23 protein-coding genes and 2 pseudogenes are annotated in these 19,592 nt (G+C 35.1%); 7 read left to right on the top strand and 18 right to left on the bottom strand.

Annotation, left to right across the window (positions count from 1 at the left end; translation table 11 throughout):
- Positions 1-171: 171 nt before the first annotated feature.
- The gene (locus tag V7S50_RS25940; RefSeq protein ID WP_001072541.1) at positions 172-1,149 is read right to left on the bottom strand and encodes a ring-cleaving dioxygenase; all 978 of its coding nucleotides are present in this window, start codon (positions 1,147-1,149) and stop codon (positions 172-174) included.
- A gap of 43 nt (positions 1,150-1,192) precedes the next feature.
- A complete protein-coding gene (locus tag V7S50_RS25945; RefSeq protein WP_242255645.1) occupies positions 1,193-2,137 on the bottom strand; it encodes a ring-cleaving dioxygenase in 945 nt (314 codons plus the stop codon).
- A 366-nt stretch (positions 2,138-2,503) separates the two neighbouring features.
- Here V7S50_RS25945 and V7S50_RS34135 point away from each other — a divergent pair.
- Positions 2,504-2,620 (top strand): annotated as a pseudogene (locus V7S50_RS34135) (N-acetylmuramoyl-L-alanine amidase C-terminal domain-containing protein); the annotation flags it as partial.
- 44 nt (positions 2,621-2,664) lie between these two features.
- Here the strand turns inward: V7S50_RS34135 and V7S50_RS25955 are convergent.
- From V7S50_RS25955 to V7S50_RS25985, 7 genes are all read right to left on the bottom strand, one after another.
- Positions 2,665-2,922 carry a hypothetical protein gene (locus tag V7S50_RS25955; protein ID WP_000952063.1) on the bottom strand — a complete coding sequence of 86 codons (258 nt, stop codon included), beginning with the start codon at positions 2,920-2,922 and terminating at the stop codon, positions 2,665-2,667.
- A 163-nt stretch (positions 2,923-3,085) separates the two neighbouring features.
- On the bottom strand, positions 3,086-3,574 hold the full coding sequence (locus V7S50_RS25960) for a YxiF family protein (RefSeq protein ID WP_000067596.1): 489 nt from the start codon (positions 3,572-3,574) through the stop codon (positions 3,086-3,088).
- A 6-nt stretch (positions 3,575-3,580) separates the two neighbouring features.
- Positions 3,581-4,522 (bottom strand): WXG100 family type VII secretion target, encoded by a 942-nt coding sequence (locus V7S50_RS25965; protein ID WP_242255647.1) that lies wholly within the window; start codon positions 4,520-4,522, stop codon positions 3,581-3,583.
- 411 nt (positions 4,523-4,933) lie between these two features.
- Positions 4,934-5,266 carry an immunity protein Imm33 domain-containing protein gene (locus V7S50_RS25970; protein WP_242255649.1) on the bottom strand — a complete coding sequence of 111 codons (333 nt, stop codon included), beginning with the start codon at positions 5,264-5,266 and terminating at the stop codon, positions 4,934-4,936.
- 336 nt (positions 5,267-5,602) lie between these two features.
- The gene (gene yhaM, locus V7S50_RS25975) at positions 5,603-6,547 is read right to left on the bottom strand and encodes a 3'-5' exoribonuclease YhaM (RefSeq protein WP_242255651.1); all 945 of its coding nucleotides are present in this window, start codon (positions 6,545-6,547) and stop codon (positions 5,603-5,605) included.
- Between the two features lie 41 nt (positions 6,548-6,588).
- Positions 6,589-9,513 carry an ATP-binding protein gene (locus tag V7S50_RS25980; RefSeq protein WP_242255653.1) on the bottom strand — a complete coding sequence of 975 codons (2,925 nt, stop codon included), beginning with the start codon at positions 9,511-9,513 and terminating at the stop codon, positions 6,589-6,591.
- Positions 9,510-10,751: a metallophosphoesterase family protein gene (locus V7S50_RS25985; RefSeq protein ID WP_242255663.1), complete on the bottom strand. Its 1,242-nt coding sequence runs from the start codon at positions 10,749-10,751 to the stop codon at positions 9,510-9,512. Before V7S50_RS25985 ends, V7S50_RS25980 begins: the two co-directional genes overlap by 4 nt.
- Positions 10,752-10,917: 166 nt before the next feature.
- Here V7S50_RS25985 and V7S50_RS25990 point away from each other — a divergent pair, with 166 nt between their 5' ends.
- The gene (locus V7S50_RS25990) at positions 10,918-11,103 is read left to right on the top strand and encodes a YhzD family protein (protein ID WP_242255665.1); all 186 of its coding nucleotides are present in this window, start codon (positions 10,918-10,920) and stop codon (positions 11,101-11,103) included.
- A 26-nt stretch (positions 11,104-11,129) separates the two neighbouring features.
- Here V7S50_RS25990 and V7S50_RS25995 read toward each other — a convergent pair whose 3' ends face one another.
- Complete coding sequence (locus V7S50_RS25995; RefSeq protein WP_142254740.1) at positions 11,130-11,492, bottom strand: hypothetical protein; 363 nt, start codon at positions 11,490-11,492, stop codon at positions 11,130-11,132.
- A 153-nt stretch (positions 11,493-11,645) separates the two neighbouring features.
- Here V7S50_RS25995 and V7S50_RS26000 point away from each other — a divergent pair, with 153 nt between their 5' ends.
- Positions 11,646-11,786: a YflJ family protein gene (locus tag V7S50_RS26000; RefSeq protein ID WP_000273536.1), complete on the top strand. Its 141-nt coding sequence runs from the start codon at positions 11,646-11,648 to the stop codon at positions 11,784-11,786.
- Positions 11,787-11,845: 59 nt separating this feature from the next.
- Here V7S50_RS26000 and V7S50_RS26005 read toward each other — a convergent pair whose 3' ends face one another.
- The 4 genes from V7S50_RS26005 to V7S50_RS26020 form a co-directional block, all read right to left on the bottom strand.
- Entirely contained in the window at positions 11,846-12,250 is a 405-nt protein-coding gene (locus V7S50_RS26005) for a hypothetical protein (RefSeq protein WP_242255667.1), read from the bottom strand.
- A 108-nt stretch (positions 12,251-12,358) separates the two neighbouring features.
- A complete protein-coding gene (locus tag V7S50_RS26010) occupies positions 12,359-12,793 on the bottom strand; it encodes a hypothetical protein (RefSeq protein ID WP_242255669.1) in 435 nt (144 codons plus the stop codon).
- Between the two features lie 163 nt (positions 12,794-12,956).
- Entirely contained in the window at positions 12,957-13,601 is a 645-nt protein-coding gene (locus V7S50_RS26015) for a response regulator (RefSeq protein ID WP_242255671.1), read from the bottom strand.
- Positions 13,591-14,808: a sensor histidine kinase gene (locus V7S50_RS26020; RefSeq protein WP_242255673.1), complete on the bottom strand. Its 1,218-nt coding sequence runs from the start codon at positions 14,806-14,808 to the stop codon at positions 13,591-13,593. The genes V7S50_RS26015 and V7S50_RS26020 overlap by 11 nt, the downstream gene beginning before the upstream one ends.
- 199 nt (positions 14,809-15,007) lie before the next feature.
- Between V7S50_RS26020 and V7S50_RS26025 the strand changes: the two are divergent.
- From V7S50_RS26025 to V7S50_RS26035, 3 genes and pseudogenes are all read left to right on the top strand, one after another.
- A pseudogene (locus V7S50_RS26025) lies at positions 15,008-15,192 on the top strand (hypothetical protein).
- 376 nt (positions 15,193-15,568) lie between these two features.
- Positions 15,569-16,564, top strand: coding sequence for a zinc-dependent alcohol dehydrogenase family protein (locus V7S50_RS26030; protein WP_242255745.1), 996 nt, complete (start codon positions 15,569-15,571; stop codon positions 16,562-16,564).
- A 117-nt stretch (positions 16,565-16,681) separates the two neighbouring features.
- Positions 16,682-16,987, top strand: coding sequence for a hypothetical protein (locus V7S50_RS26035; RefSeq protein WP_242255675.1), 306 nt, complete (start codon positions 16,682-16,684; stop codon positions 16,985-16,987).
- Positions 16,988-17,570: 583 nt separating this feature from the next.
- On the opposite strand, the gene V7S50_RS26040 is transcribed toward V7S50_RS26035, so the two are convergent.
- The 4 genes from V7S50_RS26040 to V7S50_RS26055 all read right to left on the bottom strand — a co-directional run bounded on the left by V7S50_RS26040 (position 17,571) and on the right by V7S50_RS26055 (position 19,102).
- Positions 17,571-17,882 carry a YbjQ family protein gene (locus V7S50_RS26040; protein WP_000637510.1) on the bottom strand — a complete coding sequence of 104 codons (312 nt, stop codon included), beginning with the start codon at positions 17,880-17,882 and terminating at the stop codon, positions 17,571-17,573.
- A gap of 142 nt (positions 17,883-18,024) precedes the next feature.
- The gene (locus tag V7S50_RS26045; protein ID WP_063222075.1) at positions 18,025-18,228 is read right to left on the bottom strand and encodes a DUF4028 family protein; all 204 of its coding nucleotides are present in this window, start codon (positions 18,226-18,228) and stop codon (positions 18,025-18,027) included.
- A gap of 166 nt (positions 18,229-18,394) precedes the next feature.
- Positions 18,395-18,925, bottom strand: coding sequence for a general stress protein (locus V7S50_RS26050; protein ID WP_242255677.1), 531 nt, complete (start codon positions 18,923-18,925; stop codon positions 18,395-18,397).
- Between the two features lie 36 nt (positions 18,926-18,961).
- Entirely contained in the window at positions 18,962-19,102 is a 141-nt protein-coding gene (locus tag V7S50_RS26055; RefSeq protein WP_016089038.1) for a hypothetical protein, read from the bottom strand.
- 222 nt (positions 19,103-19,324) lie between these two features.
- Between V7S50_RS26055 and V7S50_RS26060 the strand changes: the two genes are divergently transcribed.
- Positions 19,325-19,576: a hypothetical protein gene (locus tag V7S50_RS26060; protein ID WP_242255747.1), complete on the top strand. Its 252-nt coding sequence runs from the start codon at positions 19,325-19,327 to the stop codon at positions 19,574-19,576.
- Positions 19,577-19,592: the final 16 nt, after the last annotated feature.

Below are 19,592 nucleotides of genomic sequence, written 5' to 3' on the forward strand. Positions count from 1 at the left end.
AAAAAATATTACTCACTACCATTATTAAAGGTTGCTTTGTAACTATTATAGTTACATATAAAAAGTAAGTCAATTATTTTATTCAATATACTTATAAAGCGAAAATAAAAAAAGCAAGCAATTTCAGCTGTCAGCTAAAACTACTTGCTCTCCTACTTACTATCTCTATTTTTACTCTTTAATAAATTCTTTCGTACTTCTCACTGTATCAATTGGACGAACTAATTTTTCGATTTCTTCACGTTTTGGCTCTAGGAATGGAGGTAAAGATAATTTTTCGCCAAGTGTTTCGTATGGCTCATCTCCCATAAATCCTGGGCCATCTGTTGCAAATTCAAATAAGATTTGTGGTGCAACTCTTGCGTATAATGACTCGAAGAAGTGACGGTCTACATAGCCAGATGAAGGAAGCCCTACGCTACTGATTCTCTCAATCCATTCTTCTAATACAGCGCGATCTTCTACGCGGAATGCAGCATGGTGAACCGTACCAAAACCTTGTCGTGCTTCTGGAAGAACCGTATTATGTTCTACAATAACAGATGCACCGTTTCCACCTTTGTTCACTTCAAATAAATAGAATTCTCCTTCTTGCGCAACCTCTTTAAATAATAGAACTTTTTCTAATACTTCTTTGAAGAAACTAAAGTTTGCAATACGGATGAATACAGGTCCTAAACCAGTAATTGCATATTCTAATGGAACTGGACCGTTTTGCCATGGTGTACCTGATTCGATTCCTTTATCTAATTCATCAGAAATTAATTGATAGTGTTGATCATCGAAATCAACGAAAGATAGAGTTTTCTTACCAAATTGCTCTTTAATGCCTGTATGTTCTACTTCCAGACGGTCAAAGCGTTTCACCCAATATGCTAACGCTGCATCAGTTGGCACTCGGAATGACGTTTTTGAAATTTCATTTGTACCGTGTACTCCTTTTGGAATACCTGGGAAGTCAAAGAATGTCATATCTGTTCCTGCACTACCTTTATCATCTGCAAAGAATAAATGATACGTTTGAATGTCATCTTGGTTTACTGTTTTTTTAACTAAACGCATTCCTAAAACGTGAGTGAAAAACTCATAGTTCTTTTCTGCACTACTTGTAATCGCTGTAACGTGGTGAATTCCTTTTAATTGGTTCATTTTATATTCCTCCAATGGTTTTAAAATTATATTTTCTCTTCTATTACTTCTCTTCAATAGGTGCTAAATTCGCTTCAATCTCTGCACGCTGATCTTCTAAGAACGGTGGTAAATCAAGTTTTTCTCCTAAATGTTCCACATCTCCATCAACTGTAAATCCTGGTCCATCTGTTGCAATTTCAAATAGGATTCCGTTTGATTCGCGGAAATATAAGCTTTTAAAATAGAAACGGTCGATGATTCCTGAAGATTGGAAACCTCTTTGTATCACCTGTTCTTCCCAATAAGCAAGCTCTGCATCATTTTTCACGCGAATTGCTAAATGGTGAATGCTACCGCGGCCCGGCTTTTCAGTAGGACCCTCTAAATATTTCACAACGATTTCTCCAAAAGCCTCTCCTTTAATGGACTGAAAAATTGCTTCATCTTCACTGCGGCTAACCTCTGTATAACCAAACATCTCTGTAAGTGTACTCGCCATTTTATCAAGTCTACGAACTGTCATTTCCACAGAACCCATTCCTTGAATTTGATGTTTTGCAGGGACTTCTGATTTCTCCCAAGTTTCCCAGTGCTCCACTTTTTCTCCGTTTGAAACGAGTAGTACTAAGCGAAGACCTTCAGCATCCTCAAATTGTAAAGCAGGACGATTTGCATATATTGTTATTTCACTATGTTTCACATCAAATTTCTCAAATCGTTCTTTCCAGTAATGCAAGCTATCCTCTGAAGGAACTAGTAATCCAATTCGAGTAATTGCATTCGTACCGCGGTACGTTTTTCCTACTAAAGGAATTTCGAAAAACGATAATTCCGTACCTGGACTTCCTGTTTTATCTCCATAAAATAAGTGATACATTGATGGATCATCTTGGTTCACTGTCATTTTCACGCGACGTAAACCAAGTACATTTTTATAAAAGTGATTATTTTCATTTGCATTTTTCGTAACCATCGAAATGTGATGATGCCCTTTAATTTCATACATTGTTTATTCCTCCGTTTCGTTTTACTAGTCAAGTGATAACTAAAAAAATGACATTTTCCACAACTAATATGGTTTTTAACGTTTCAATTTATTCTTAATTATATTTTTGTAAATTCATCTTAGTTTTTACTGCATAACTTACTTTGTTTTTTATCGAAAGCAACTGAGTGTATGTTTTCCATATGACTCAATCGCTTTCGTTACTATCACTTTACACCTCAAGTGATTAAAAAGCAAGAGAAATATCTCAAATTCGAGACATTTTTTTATTGCATAACATTTTGGACTGGAGAATGGTTTAGTAAATTTTAAAAACATGAGTGGAGAAAAGAACCTTCAATCTAGATTAAAGTTGCAACGCCATCAACAAAACCAAACATCATCAAATCAGGAGCTTGCTCCCCCTACGAAACACCTAATGGGCAACTTAATGGAATAAAAGAATGCCTTGATCGTAGATATTGGTGGTATGAGGTTAAGTAAAATAAGAGCTGTCCTGTTGAGCGGCTTCTTTTATGTTCGTTTCATTATGCTTGATATGCCATGCTATCTGGAAATTCCTCGTTCTTTCTAAGACATCGCACAATCCTAATACACGCACAATTAAAATAATGTTCTCTCATATTTAATGAATCCACTGGAGCTTGCTCTATGTCATAAAACATTCGTTCCTTTTTATTATAGTGCATCTTACCTATTTTAGCGGGTGATTCAGAAGGATAGTATTGATAAACAACTATCTCTTCATTCTCAAATTCTTTAGTCATTAATAAACATATTGCCATAAATAAGGCCCCCTTTATTTATATTGAATTTCATGTTTGGCGTTGTCCGAGGAAAATGATTTCCTGATTTCTAGGTTGAAGTTGTGGAAAATGAAGCCACTTTATATGTGAAATAGTAGACAAAACCACCTATTAAAAAGGTGGTTTTGTTTATTGTCATACTTTAAATTTTCGCTAATCCCCACATACTGAATTCATAGTAATATTCCGTTCTCTCAATACATAAGCCGAAATCTAAATCATCACCAACTAATACAAAATCTCCACTGCCAATTAAAAAACCTGATTTGATTGATAAATCCTCTAAATTATCAAATATTTCATCAATATTCAGTTCAACTGCTTCAAGGTCATATTCTGTAAAGAAAAATAATCTCCCTTGGTTAACTGGGAAATTAATGCTATTAATAAGTTCACTTAATAGCTCTATTGAGAGCTTTCTATTTTCTTTATAATTGGTATCACCAATTTTCTTTTTGTCTGAAACTTTTTCTAGCTTACTAAATAATCCTTTACAAAATAAATCATTTGTTTCGGCATCCATAAATGATTCTTCAGAAACAGTAACAAGACTAGATAGTTCATTTATAAGTTCTTTTCTTCGAGCTTTTCTTTTAAGAATCTCCATGCGACTTTTATTTAAATTACTCAAACTTTTTCACACCTTTAATTTTTTATTTTTTTCCTGTTTTTTATACCCGACAAAATCTTCTGGATAATGTCCGTCAAGCTGATTATATCTTCCTTTATCCATTGGATTCCCTTTTCTATTTGTTGCAATATGAAAATGAGGACCTCTTCCCATTTTATCTTCTTGATGCTCAACAATAAATCTCTTTTGCCCCTTAAAATTAGTATATTCCTCTACCCATCTATTTTCACTTGTTCCATCATACACATGAACAGGTTTTTGATGCGGAGTAGAATTAGGAATTGCGGCATCACGTTTCGCTTTTCGGTATGCACCATTACGAGATAATACTTTATCTTGTCTTTCAAGATGGTTTTTATAATTTTCAGCAGCCCTAATAGATTTAGCAGCTTCAGCTGCCTTAGCGCTTTCAACAGCCTTGGCAGTCATCTTAGCACCTTTAGCAACCTTAGCAAGTTTTCCAACTGGTGTAATACCCAAAACCATCATTCCACCAGCTCCAACTCGATCCAACCATGAAATTTTCTCGCCTGTCGAGGGATCTACGCCATCCCAAACACGTCTGAGATCATATTCACCGGTCAATTCTCCAGTTATGTCACGAGCTAATTTTCCACCATCAAATCCTTTTTCCTCCGAAGAAGGTTTACCACACATTGCACCTTCTTCCGTTGTAACATCTTGATCATCCGCATTGCGAAATTTTTCAGCGATTCGTTTCAAATCTTCTTCTACTTGTACAAGTGAATTGATAAATGTAAAAGCTTTTGGTCGCGCATCATTGAACATTTGAATGAATTGTTGATTAGAGGCACCAATCCATTGAAAACACAAATGATCAATTTCATTACATAAATTATTATGTATAGATTCTAATGCGATTCGGGTATTACTTGCACGATTAGCAACTTCTTCTAGCATTTCAGGTGTCACTTTGATTTGAACCATTTCTTTCCTCCCTTTCCCCAATTAAAATCATGAGATAAAAAGAAAAAAATTTAAAAACAGAAATTTTAGATTAGTATAATAATGTCCATGTAAAATAAAATCTGCTTAATTGCAAATAGCACCCATGTGTATGTGAAATAAAGTTAATAAAATAAAAGAGCATCCCCAAACGGAAATACCCTTTTATTTCAGGTTTAAATTACACCCATGCCTTTTAACATCTCAATTAAACTAGTATAGAAGTATTCACATGCTTCTGTCTCAGAATTAAATGTCTTAAGATTACTCTTTGTTCCTTGCTTACTATAATATTTTATATTCTTTTCGAAGATATTTAATGAACTCACACTTGGTAAATTTACATCTCCTCGAACTATTTTACCTTGTTGTCTTTAGATTTTCGTATTCTCATCAAACTTCTTTACCAGTTAAATTATCAACAAATCTTATTTTTCCATTTTCAGAAACTAATTGTAAATCACTACCTATTGGTAGTTCGTATATTCCCAGAATGGCCGGTTCAATATTTGCTACAGTATTAAAATCACATACTACTAAATTATCAGGATCATTAATATAATCATCATCATCAATTTCTGAAAAAAATCTCCAACCATTATCTACCGCATCTATTGATTGCTCTCTCAATATCCATTTCAATTTTCCTGTTTCATTTATTATATTTTTTGAAACAATACAGGCCCCAGCTTTTTCAATAAATTCAATAGGCTCTTTTTGATTCATATTTTTTCCATCCTTTCAATTAAACTTGATCTATATGGGAATTTTCTAGCGTATTCAATAGCTGAAAATCCTGTACTATCTTTAGAAGACTTCCCATACTCCATTCTATTCATTTAAACAATACGATTCGTTTGGTAATCCACCCTTTAAACTATATAAATCCTTTGGTACCTCTTCTTGTAATAATTTCTGTTCTAACTCATTTTTTTGCATGTTTAGAACCTACCCTTTTCAATGACTCTTCTTCAATTATTTCCTTTTAACTATTTCATTTTTAATAAAAAAACAGCCTCACTAAGCGTATTAACACTTAATGAGGCCACTTTATTCACACTATTAATTATGGAACGTTGGCTTATAGAACGAACGATTATCAAGTGCAAAGACACGCTCAGTGTATTCACCTGGTTTTGTGCGTCCTAATGCACGGTCCATCATGTTCATTTTTGCATCTAAGTTATCGATGTAATGCAGAATTTCTGCTTCTCTTACTAATGGCGGTTTTGGGCTACCCCATTCTGCTTTTCCGTGGTGAGAAAGAACGATGTGTTGAAGAATTAATACTTCTTCTGCATCGATTTGTAGCTCGTCTGCTGCCTTACCAATTTCGTTCACCATAATAGAAATGTGGCCAAGTAAATTTCCTTCTAACGTGTATGTTGTAGAAATTGGGCCAGATAATTCGATTACTTTACCAAGGTCATGTAAAATAACACCTGCATATAGTAAATCTTTATCTAATGATGGGTATAGAGCCGCAATAGCTTTCGCTAAATCCAGCATCGATACGACATGATAAGCTAGTCCAGATACGAACTCGTGATGGTTCTTTGTCGCTGCTGGATAGTCTAAAAATTCGTTTTGATGCTTATTTAATAAATGTCTTGTTAGACGCTGAATGTTTGGATTTCTCATTTCAAATATGTACTGCGTAATTTTCTCGACCATATCTTCTTTTTTCACTGGTGCTTTTTCTACGAAGTCCGAGATATCTGTTACTTCATTTTCATTCGCAACTCGGATTTGTTTCACACGTAATTGAATACGTCCTTTGTAGTTTAGAATATCACCAGCTACTTTAACGATTGTTTCTGCTACATATTGTTTCTCAACTTCTGGTGATACATCCCATAGCTTCGCTTCAATATCCCCACTTGGATCTTGTAGGATTACTGTTAAAAACGGCTTCCCATTGCTTGCTAGACCTTTTGTCGCTGTTTTAATTAACAAGAAAACATCGACTTGTTCACCAACTTCATATTCTGCAATTTTCTTTTTCATTCGAATTCCTCCACCAAATCAGTTACTTTTAGTATAGCACACTACAACTCATTTTCTTTACGCTTATGTGTTAATTTTATAATCTGCTTTTCTGTAAAGAACGATAATAAATGAGCGTGACATGTAAAGAAGATGACTTGTCTATCTTTCGCAATTTCCTTTATTAGTTCAATTGTGCGATTCGTTCTTATCGCATCGAAATGCACGAAACTATCATCAATAATAAATGGATAATCATGCTCGAATGTTTTCGCTAATGCAAATCGTAACGATAAATATAACTGCTCTGCTGTCGCTTGGCTTAGTTCATGACTGTAAAAACGCATACCGTCGTTACGTTCCACAATAAAAGGTTCCGCCTCTGACGGTGAAAAGATTTTACTATATCGTCCGCCTGTTAAATAGATGAAATACTCTTCTGATTTTTGTAAAATACGAGGAAGATGTACTTCATGATAATATTGCTTCGTTTTTGTTAACACTGTCTTTGCGGTCGCATAAGCAGCCCATTTCTTCACTTGTTCACGCACTTGCGCTTTTTTCATTTCCCATTCGTGCATTAAATCACCGTACGTACTACCTTCTTCTAAATTCGCAATTTCCATACGATGTTTCGCAATGCGCTCTGTCAGTTCTTTCTCTTTCGTAAGACAGTTTTGCGCGGCTGTGATTTCTTGCTTTAATTTTTCATCATAACCGTCAGCCTCATAATGTTCAGCTAATGATAAACTCGTTAAGCGTTGTTCTAACAGATCAATTTGCGGTAATAAACGCCCTACTTGTTTCTCAGCATCTTCACGTTTTTCTGCCAGTTTACCTGCTTCTAAAAACATCTCTTCATCTGTAGAATCTGCGATATGCCATAATCCATCTCGTTCTACTAATAGTTGTTTCAATTGCTCCTGCATGAACTCATATTCTTCTTGCCATTCAGCTAGCTTCTCTTTTAACTGCTTACAAGTTTGGCGCTTCTCTTTCTCATGTTGCATACGACTTTGTGCTGCGTGCAGCTTACTATACTCCACGCTACCGATAACAGTTTCTAGTTTATGTTCAAATTGCGAAATCATTTCATATAATGAAGATTTCCGCTCGCCTTGCTTCTCTAATTCACGATATAATTGCTGCATTTTTTCCATACGCTCAAACGCCGGCAATATATGCGCATACGCATAAAAATCAGGGAACATATAGCGCGTTTTATATGCATCTACTTGTTCGCTGACGCGGAACGTCTCTCTCTCCCATTCCTCATACGATGAAACGACTTTATCATATGCTCGCTCCATCTGCTGCAATTTATAAGACTCTCGCTCAAATAGCTTACGAACCTCTTCGTCTTTTTCTAACTGATAGCGCACAGACATTGCTTCTTCACTTTGTCTTCCGCCAGCACTTTGCTGAAGAGTTAGAAGTTCTTCTTGTAATCCACTTGACGGATCTTTATATAAAACAAGGGCAAGAACAATTCCTACAAAAACAATGACGCTAATAAATAAGAGCGGGCGGTTGTCCATAAATAAGCTCGTGAATAAAATGCCTGTGTTAATAAGAAGTAACAGAAGACAAACCCTTTGCCACTGTTTTTTCTTTTGCATCGCCGCTCCTGCTTTTTCCTCATACTTGCGCTTCATTCGCTCAGCGCCCATACCGATAAACGCCGCATCTTGAAATGATTTTTCTTTCTCAACTAACGTGTTTCGTTCTTCATCCGCTAACATTTGTTGCTTAATCTGTCTTATGTTTTCTTCTTGTTCTTCTAATTGCTCCTGCGCTACTTTAAAGCGATCATCAAGCTGTACTTTTTGTGTTTCTAACTCGCGTGCCTTTTGCACTGTTTGCGTAATCAATTCTTTCGTTGCCAAACTCATATCAAACGAAAGGACTGTTTCTTTTTCAAAAGTAGCACCAATTTGTTGCTCTAGTTCTGCCAGTTCTTCTTTTATATTCGTAATCGTTCCTGTCATATCACGCATTTCTTGGCGTGCATTTTCGTAAGACATATGCTGCATACGAAGTTCTTCCACGTAACTTTCTTTTTGTAAAAACTCTTCATCTATTTGAATCGATTCTATTTCCGATTGCACATTCGTTATTTTTTTATGGAGCGAATCAACTTGCAACTGAAGCGGCTCCATTTTCGCCTTAATCGCTTCATAACGCGCCATTCCGTTTACAGGAAACCGCCCATTCTCGTTTTCTAACACTTTCTCATGCGCTCGCTTTTCAATAACGAGAGGCTCAAGCGCTGCTAATATTTCATAATCTTGCTTTCGTTTTTCCGCACTCTCTTTCTCCGCGCGAACAGACGCTAGTTTCTCTTCACTTTCTTTTAACTGCTCGACTTGTTTTTCATACGTGCCAATTTTCCCTTGCCACTCTTTCATCTTCTCTTCAAGCTTCTTCATCTCTTGCAGTGACACGTTAATTTCCGGCTTACGACCACTCGGCTTAAAACGCTGATCCATTTCTTTTTCTAATTTTTTATCGAGCTGCAATAATGCATCACTTCCGACTGCACTTGCCGAAAATAAATAATTGCCGATATCCGATTCGCCAAGCTGATGGATGTTTTGAAGACCGTGCATATCAAAAGAAAAGACCGATTCAAATAAACTTTCATTCATTCCGCTTAATATATCGTGTAAAATTTCTTCGCCGCCCGTTTTCCCGTCTTCAAAATAAACGGTTACCTCACCAGCTGCCGTCTTTGGCAATCGTTCAATTTTCAAACGACCGTACTTCTCTGTTTGTACAGTCATCGCACCGCCATACTTTCCGCCTTCTTTCGGCTCATAACGGCGCTGTCCTCTCATTGGAAAACCGAATAAAATACTTTTCATAAACGAGCGAATTGTCGATTTCCCCGCTTCATTTTCACCGTACAACACCGTCAGGAAGGAAAGATCCATTTCCACATTTTCTAATTTTCCGTATCCATAAATATGGAGTTTTTCAATTCTCATTTCTTATCCCTCTCTTGCTGGAATAATTGCTCTAAAATAATATTTTCCGATTCCTTTTGAATCTCTCTCTTCTCTTCTTCTGTAAAAGATTCAATACTATTACGCGCTACAGGAGATGTCCAAATCGTGCGCATCACGCCGTCCATATTTGTGAAAGCTTCTAACTCCTTCAGCACATTACCGACGAAATGATTTTCTTCTTTCAAACGCTCGATTTCTGCAAAAGAAACCGTCTCATTTTTCCACTTCATCGCATATACGAAATCTTTTCGCTTTTCTCCAGACGCTAAAATATGAAAAATCTCTTCCACACGCTTTTCATCACGCAAATAAGGAGAAAGTGGGCCTTGTCCTGTGAATACGACAGTTAGTAGCGTCCCTTCCTCTGCTCTTCGGCACTCATTCATCGCACTTGATGCTGCCGTCATAAGGTCATCGACAGTTTCAAGCCCATCAATATTTACTTCTGTCTCATCCCATACAACATCCGCCGTATGGAAAAATGAGCAATGCGTTCCTTGTTTCGTAAGTTCAATAAGGTACGCACCCTTCTCACCTGTTTCCTTACGATGACGCCCTTGTATGTTCCCCGAATAAATAATATATGGCTCTTCTGATAAAATTTCACGTTTATGTATATGGCCAAGAGCCCAATAATCAAACTGCTTTTCTTTCAGCTCACGAATTTGAAACGGTGCATAGCGATTATGCTCTGCATCTCCTTCCACACTTCCGTGAAGCATGCCAATATGAAAAGGCGCATCACTCATTTTCGTATACTGCGCTGTCATATTATCCGTTACCGCTTGCTGCAAATAACTAAACCCGTAAATAGAAGCTAATAGCTCTCCATTTTTATAAAATGATTTCTCTTCTACATAAGGCTCTGTAAACACATGAACATTTTCCGGAAACTCAATCGCTGCCCAGCTTCCCCCTAAATGATCATGGTTACCGTGAATAATAAAAACAGGGATATCGTACTGCGAAAGTCTCTTCATTTGCTCACGCACAAACACTTGCGCCCTCAAACTTCTCGTCTCCGCATCATACAAATCCCCGGCTAGTAATACGAAATCAACGCGCTCTTGAATCGCTTTATCAATAATACGTTCGAACGATTCAAACGTACTTTGCTTCATTCTCTCCCAAACAGACTGCGGTACATTCATCTCCATCCCTTTAAACGGACTATCCAAATGCAAATCAGCCGCATGTATAAACCTCACTTGTTTCACAAATAACGATCCTTTCTTTTCCGTACTTTACTACAAATAGTAAATCTAGTGTCCATAAAACTTTCACTCTATTTTAACACGCAATGTCATATATTTCTTTGCATATTCTAATGATTTATGCCAAAATAGTTATAAGATTCTGATTTTTATTATTGGAGGGAATTTCATGGGAGTATACGTTCTAACAGTCTTTGAAAAAGATGGTTCTAAAGCATTCGACGAATCATTCGAGGCGGCAACTGAAAAAGAAGCGAAAGCAAAAGGTGAATCTATTTTACAAGAAAAAGGATTGTATGAAAAAACACATCGCTGCACATCTTCTGCAGGTAAGCTCGTTTTATTCCAGCGCTAAAAAAAGAAGCGTCATCCGCTTCTTTTTCACTCTACTATATCTTCATCACACCACGTAAACACCACATCTAGAATGCGATTACCGATACGTACGCGTTTATTCCATTTACCTGTTTGGATCTGATGTTGCAATTCTGCTTTCATCTTTTCCGTCCAGCCGTGAATCGTTTCACTACCGTCGTACGGATATACGCCTGGAAACTCTTCCTGTAGTAGATGCAAGCTCTCTGCATCAAAATGAAAATGGAAGAAGTAGTTTGCTGTAAGCGATGGTTCTTGCAATCGTAAAAAATGATCATCAATTTGCTTTCTATTTCTATAGAAAGTAAAGATATTCACTTTACCGCTCGTAATTTGGTCAATTTGAATTTCGTGCTTCTCTATAATCACGTCTTGTCCACCTCGTTGTATACTATCTTTAGTATATATGTCTTTTGCAACAAAGTTAACCATTTTCGCGCGAAATTCATTTCCTTCATTATATTACCTGTACCTCCAAGTACAATCAGAACAAAAAAAACAAAGTTGAAGGGGAGCGATCACATGTATTTCGGAAGCAAAGGTTGGTATGTAAAAGAACTTAAAAAATTAGGTATCCGTACTTATGAAGGTAAAAAACTAGAATCGTATCGTACGCATGTGTTATCTAGTTTACTTGAGAGAATGAAGAAAGCTTCGGCTTAATAGGTTTAGGAAGCAACTACGGTTGCTTCCTTTTTATTTAGCGGTGGAAAGAAATAATCCTATCTTGAACATTCTACCTTTACCGTTATACTCTCTTGATAAAAACCACCCATTATCAACTGAATCTCTATTACTAAATCCCCTCCCAGATAATCATTCGTGTATATTTTAAACTTCCCATACTTATTGACCCGTCCGCTTCCAACATACATATCTCCACTTGTTATGACAATTGTTGAATGAGGTTCTGCACGGCCCAACACACAATTATCATCATATTCCACAGAATCTATCGTTATTTTTTGATGCATATTATTAATTGAACCTATACATTTCTTTTTATATAAGTTAACATTGCTCTCTTCTGCCACCGAAAACACCCGATTCCTGCTAACCTTTTCTGAAGAGAAAGCAATATTCCCTAGCCAACTAAACCTATCAAATGTAGTAATAGGTAGAAACATCTAAGCTACCTCCCCCATTCTTTCTTCTCGTTTTTATCGACTACAATCTTTTGATGAACTTACAGTAATACGTTCTATATTAAGATAAAAAAATATCCTTTTTTATATTTAATTTCGCACTGTTAATTTGTACAGAATACATAGAATACCTTTTTTCACCCCAGATGCAATAACAATGCTACACAAAATAACCCACAATCCATTAAGTGTAAATCCACCTTCAAATATATTAATAATAATTATGTTACCAATTATTAAGAGAATCCATGAAATGGAATACTGTTTTCCATTTGTAATATATAAAATTTCATCCTCATAACAGACTGTAATTCCCCCACCTTGCCAAACACCAATAGCGAAAGAAAAAAGCGTAACTGCCAGTAACTCTGCTTGTAAATCCCTAGTCATTGGTTGCGGCGCCGTATAAGTAATAATCCCTATCATCATTAGAAAAGTTATAATATCTATCCAGTTTAATTTTCTTTGTTTGCTTTGCAGCCAGATAAAGAAAATTACTACAAAAATTAAAAACAAAGTTGTCATTTAATTATTCTTCTTCCTTTCCTACATTAGAAACGTCTGTAATTGTAATGCAATTAGATTGTTCTTAAATCGCTCATACTTTCTGAAGCATAACATGAGAAAGAAATAAAAAAATCGTACAAAAGGGCAGGCCTATAATGTACGATTGGGCATATATAATATTTTAAAAATGAATTAACTTCCTTTCAATAGATACAGCTACTGCTTCTGACCGTGAATTAACACCTAATTTATTGTATATATTTGTTAAATACGCTTTTACCGTTCGCTCAGCTATCCCCATATCGAATGCAATTTCTTTATTCTTATATCCGCGCGCAATGGCTTTTAACACAAACAATTCTTTTTCTGTTAAATTGTTTCCTTCAACCTTATCAGTATGTATTTCTTTCCTTTTATAATTCACTATCTTTTCCATAATAGTTGGTTGTAGTAAAATTTCACCTCGAATAGCTGCCTCCAATGTTCGAAACAAATTCTCACGATCTGTGTCTTTTAGCAAATATCCTTTTGCTCCTAGCTCGATTCCCTTTAACATTAATTCATCTTCGTTATAAGTAGTTAATATAATAATCGGCGTCTGATTTTCTTTTTTATTCAAAGCCTCGATTGTTTCTAAACCACTCATTTTAGGCATATTTAAATCCATTAAAATAACATCAGGTCTCTTTTCTTCTATGAAAGAAAGGGCTTCTTCTCCGTTTGCAGCCTCACCTATAATCTGAAATGAATCACTCGTTTCTATTATTAATTTTAGACCTTCTCTTACAACGAAATGATCATCTACAATTAATACGTTATGCTTCATGGCCATCTCCTTCTTTATTTATAGGCACTTGAATATACACTTTCGTACCCTTTATCTTTTCACTTAATATATGTATTTCTCCCTTAATCAATCGAACACGCTCATTTAAACCAATTAAACCATAATGTCCAGGATTCTTACCGATATATCTAGTGTCAAAACCAATTCCATTATCTTCAACTTCAATAGTAAGTTGTTCAAGATCACTGATATATTCAACTTTTAAATGTACATCTGTGGCCTGTGAATGTTTTGCGATATTTGTTAAACATTCACTAATTACATATAAACAGTGCTCTTTTATTAAGTTTGAAATATGCGGGGGACTTTGAATAGTAAATCTCACTTGTATAGATGTAGCCTCAGAAAAACGTTGAATCTCTTCCTCTACTGCTTCATTAAATGAATTAGTAGTATGACGCAAATCATCAATAACCAACCTTGCATCATGTAAAGTTTGTCTCGCCCTTATCATAGTTTGTTTCATAATCTCTTGAGATCGTCCTGTATTCCCTTTCTGCATATGGGCATCTATTGCTTCCAATTGCATAATTAAGCTGGCTAAACCTTGCGCTAACGTATCATGTAAATCTCTTGCCATTCGCTGTCTTTCATTAGCTAATGTCAATTCTTCTACTCTCATATATGCAGACTCTAACTCTTGAAGGTAGCTCTGTATACGATTCCGTGCATCATATTGCTGCTTATTAATATAAGAAAAAGGAATAATAATTGCTAACACTAACAGAAACATAGAGATAAGAATAGCTAATTTATTCACACCATAATTTATACTAATTGCAGTACAAAATATTGCATACATAAGAGTAAAAACTGCTATTACTTTAAATATATTGTGATAAACATATAGACTTTGGGCAATTAAAATAGGGGTTAATCCAACAAAAATTGCTATCGAAGCATTTGATGCAATGAATGCAGCCAAAAACACAATGAACAGTTGTACAAAAAAGAAATATAACAATTGCCTATTCCTTAATGAACTAGCATACCAATGAAAAACAGTATGAATTACAATGACCATTGTAAAGAAGAAACTATCCATCGAGAGAATATTATTACGAAATGCTAAAAGCAGTGAAGCTATATATACGAGTGTAATCCATAAAACAATAAACCTTCTCGGAATAAATACCGCTTCCAATACATTTTTATCCAAATCCATATTTGAATTTATTTTTTTCATATTCGACCTCCACCATTATATTATACAAGATGCAGCTTACATTTTGATAAAGTGAAACTTTAATCAGTGGAGCTTTTGTCTATCCCCATTGGTTATTAACCCTCACCAATTGTGCTTTTACAGGCAATCCACCCCACAAATAGCGAGATAAATTATTAATTCCTCTTTATCCTCTTTATCCTCATTACTGAATGCAAATATGAAATATTGCATATCGAAATGCATTGATGTATTTGTAAGCGCTTACTATAATAGGTTTATAAAGATTCATTACATCTTACCATTAAAAAAGGAGGCACTCATATGGAAATCGCAATGGCAGTTTTAAAATTTGTAGGTGGGGTAATTCCATTAGTTCAAGAACTTTTAAAAGCATTTATGTAAGATTATTATTCAGCAATTATCTATAAGAGTTATCATACAAATGATCTGTATATCAAAAACAAATTGATACACAGATCATTTGTGTGAGAAAACTTCAAACGAAAATTATGTACCCCAGCATGATACATCTATCTCAAGTTGGAAAAAGACGCTCACAAGAGCGCCTTTTTTTATATTACTATATACCTAATAACTTGTTTAGAGAATCGATTCTACAATACTACATAATTAATATATCTGTTTAAAGTTTACACAATCAAAATCCCCCTCAAAGTATAAAAGAAGATTTTCTGTTCCCTTTTATTTAGTACTAATGAAATAATTACTCAAACTAAAGATGCTATAATAAACCCAATCAAACTAAGGGGGAACATTTATCTTGCGCGGAACATGCATTCAATTTCACAAGTTTGGCAATCCCAAAAACGTATTACAAATTGAATATAAAAATATAGAACCATTAAAAGAGAATGAAGTTCTCGTTCGTATGTTAGTTAGACCAATTAATCCATCTGACTTAATTCCCGTAACCGGAGCGTATGCACATAGAATTCCTTTACCTAACATACCTGGTTATGAAGGTGTTGGGATTGTAGAAGATGTGGGAGCTTTTGTTTCTAAAGACCTTATTGGCAAACGTGTTTTACCGGTACGCGGAGAAGGTACTTGGCAAGAGTATGTGAAAACAGCAGCTGATTTTGTAGTTCCTATTCCTGATTCCATTGATGATTTCACAGCGGCACAAATGTACATTAATCCTCTTACGGCGTGGGTTACATGTACGGAAACGCTAAACTTACAACGGAATGATGTTTTATTAGTGAATGCTTGCGGATCCGCTATTGGTCACCTATTTGCACAGGTATCACAAATTTTGAATTTCCGACTCATTGCAGTGACAAGAAATAGTAAACATACAGAGGAATTACTTCAGCTTGGTGCCGATTATGTAATAGATACTTCCACTGCCCCGCTTCACGAAACAGTTATGGAATTAACAAACGGGATTGGTGCAGATGCTGCAATTGATTCTATCGGGGGACCAGCTGGAGATGAATTAGCTTTTTCCTTACGTCCAAACGGGCACTTTTTGACGATTGGTCTTCTATCAGGTGTACAAGTAAACTGGGCAGAGATTGTCACGAAAGCAAAAGTGCACGCAAACATATTTCATTTACGACATTGGAATAAAGAAGTGTCACCATATAAATGGCAGGAGACATTTCGTCACTTAATTCGTCTAGTAGAAAATAAGCAATTACGTTTTATGACGGTACATTCTACGTATGACTTAGCGGATGTGAAAACAGCGGTTGATGTTGTTCAATCTGCTGAGAAAACGAAAGGGAAAGTGTTTTTGACGAGTTATTAACTACAATTGAAGGAGTCTTTTTGATTGGCCATTTAAATAGACTAGATAGTACGTTCAGGAATGCCCAATTGTAAGTATCTGGTATAATCCTGTTAAAAGGTGAAAGGAGACTCTAACATGTGGTTACTTACAGCAATTGCTCCTGTTTTAATAGCCGGGGGAATTGTAGTATATGTGATTGGAAGGCTGAAGCATAAATATAACAACGGCACATTAGGTAAGAAAAAATCAAAAAAGGCTCAAGTTTTATTGGATAGTTTCATACCAATGGGAATGCTTGTAGGGTGTTTAATCGGTATAATTGTCGACATATTTTCCCCAAATTATTCACTGTTTACAGTTGGTTTAGGAGCTGGAATAGGCTATTTATTTGGATTTTTCGCTTATGAATTTTATAGTAAGACAGGAAACAACTTCTCATAATCCAAAACAATAATCAGGACAAGTACATGGTAGTCATATACAATATGTACTGTCCTTTATTTTTGTATCAACGCTATCACCTTACCTTTCACATCCTATACACCTTTTTTATTGATTTCTCTCTCCTCCCTCTTTCGCATATCCGCTTTTTTGTTTTCACTGGATCTATATCCAAAGTAAAGTAGAGCACATGTAATAACGGAACCTACAATGTATCCTGAAAAGCACCCTAACCAAAACATATTGAAACCGCCTCCATTCATAATAAATTTTATGTAATATAACTCTTTACATGCTCCATCGTTTATTTCTATCAACTATACACTCTCTAAAGTTATTCATACCACTAATTTTCTCCGTACCTCAAATAACAATTTTATTATTTGTCATAAAGTTAACACCTTCGTTAAATATATATAATTTCCATATTATTACTTTTATCTTTGAAAATAATATACTACATTTGAAATAAGTAGGCTAGTACATCGGCTCTTCTCCCTCTTAACTTTAAGTTATGAACAAAAGAAAAATAAAAAAATCCCCTCAAAGCATAAACTTCAAGGGGTGAGCCTGTTTTATTTACTTATATACGTACAGCTGTACCACTTACAGCAACCATTAACATTCCATCACGAACAACTTCGTAATCTACGTCAATACCAACAATAGCGTTTGCACCTTTTTGTTTTGCAAGTTCTTTCATTTCATCCATTGCGATATCACGAGCTTCTTTTAGCTTGCTTTCATAAGAACCAGCACGACCACCGACAACATCACGAACAGAAGCGAATAAATCGCGGACAATATTTGCACCCATAATAGCTTCACCATTTACAATATCAATATACTCAATAATTTCTTTACCTTGAATTCCAGAAGTTGTTGTTACAATCATGACTGACACTCTCCTAATAAGTTGTAGTTTTAATTAGCTTTCTTATGTCTTTATTATGACATGGAAAAAGTAACGAATCTATTGAATTACCTTACAGGAATGTGACAGTTTTGTAAGAATAAAACGCGCATTATGTTTAATTTTAATAAAGCGCTTTAATATTGGGATACATAAAAGATTCTCTATTTTCTTTCCAGTCCTTTTCTACTTCTTTAAAAGTTGGTCGCCCTAATTCTTCATTGTTTTTCTGTTTACGAAACCATTTCTTCACATACTGATCTCCATTTTTATTTTGAACTGTACAAAGGAAGCTATTACTACTATCCTTTAATATTTTTACAATCACGAAAAGACACCTCTTTCCTTTTAAATAACATAATAGAACTTGATCTTTTACTATAAGCCCTTCCTCTCTTATAGTCATACGACTCCTCGGCCGCGCCAAAGTTGTAAGATCAAAAAACGATATTCACTATGTCTACATTTTTCATAACTGATATGTGAAGTAATTATTATTTAAAGAAATCAGAGTTATAAGCATTATACTTATCAAATATTTTATATATTTCTAACTTATCATCTAATTTTGCATCTACCAAAATTAATATATTCCCATCGTAAATATACTCTTCATATTTCTTAGCATGTTCTTCTGGGATTCCTAATCCTATAAATGCTCCTATTAAACTTCCAGCTCCTCCGCCAATACCGGCTCCTCCAATAGCTGCTGCAATAGGTCCCGCTGCTACAATTGGACCCATTCCAGATACGGCAAGTATACCAAGGCCAGTTAATAAACCACCGAGTCCGCCTGCTACTCCTCCTGCTACAAGCCCTGTCGCTGAAAAGATATCTGCTTTATGCGCAGTTTCATGATTCACTTTTTCACCCGATTTTTCTTCCAGATGTTCAATTTCCTTTTGATCCTTTGCAATAGCTGAAATGTTATCCGCCGGGTATCCTTTATCTTTTAATTCATTAATAACGAACGCCGCATCATCAATTGTTCTAAAAACACCTACTATTTTTCTATCTACATTCATAACTATTAACCTCCTAAAGTTTTATATAATGTATCTTTATCTTTCTTCATTTCTGTATACACTAATCTTCTTATTAACATAACCATTTACGAAAAAAGCAAATAGTAAAAGCATTACAAGCGAACTACTTAACAAGTAAATTAAATCAAATGTAATATCAATCATCATTTCATTCATGTATACCAGACTCCTTTTTATTTAAAGTAAAAGTATATTTTTATAGACTAGAAATCTTACAATTCATCTTCATTCAATCTCTTTGTAGTATATGTATACCCTTCGTAACGCTTTCTAAACGTAAAAAACTATAATTATATTTTTTTACGTTTATATGTTTAACATTTTTTAAAACGGGTATGTTTATATTGTTATGCTTACTATATGGAAAGGAATATTTCGATGAATGCCATTCACTCTACTACTATTCTTTATAATGAAACACCTACAATAACTCAGATTCATCATTTTTATGCTTTGATGACAACGTTTCAAACGAATTTATTTATAAGTAAACACGGAACACTTACTTCTATTAAAAACTTAAGCACATTAGTATCCTTTTTCCTTACTGTAAAAAAGAGAGAGCTTGTATTATTTATCTTTGAAGGAATAGATGCAAAAAGAGCTTTAAGTACACTCTTTCCTTCTTAACAGTTTTGTTATCCCC

Origin of the sequence: Bacillus sp. CCNWLW194 (assembly GCF_037120585.1) — a bacterium.
Lineage (GTDB): Bacteria > Bacillota > Bacilli > Bacillales > Bacillaceae_G > Bacillus_A > Bacillus_A basilensis.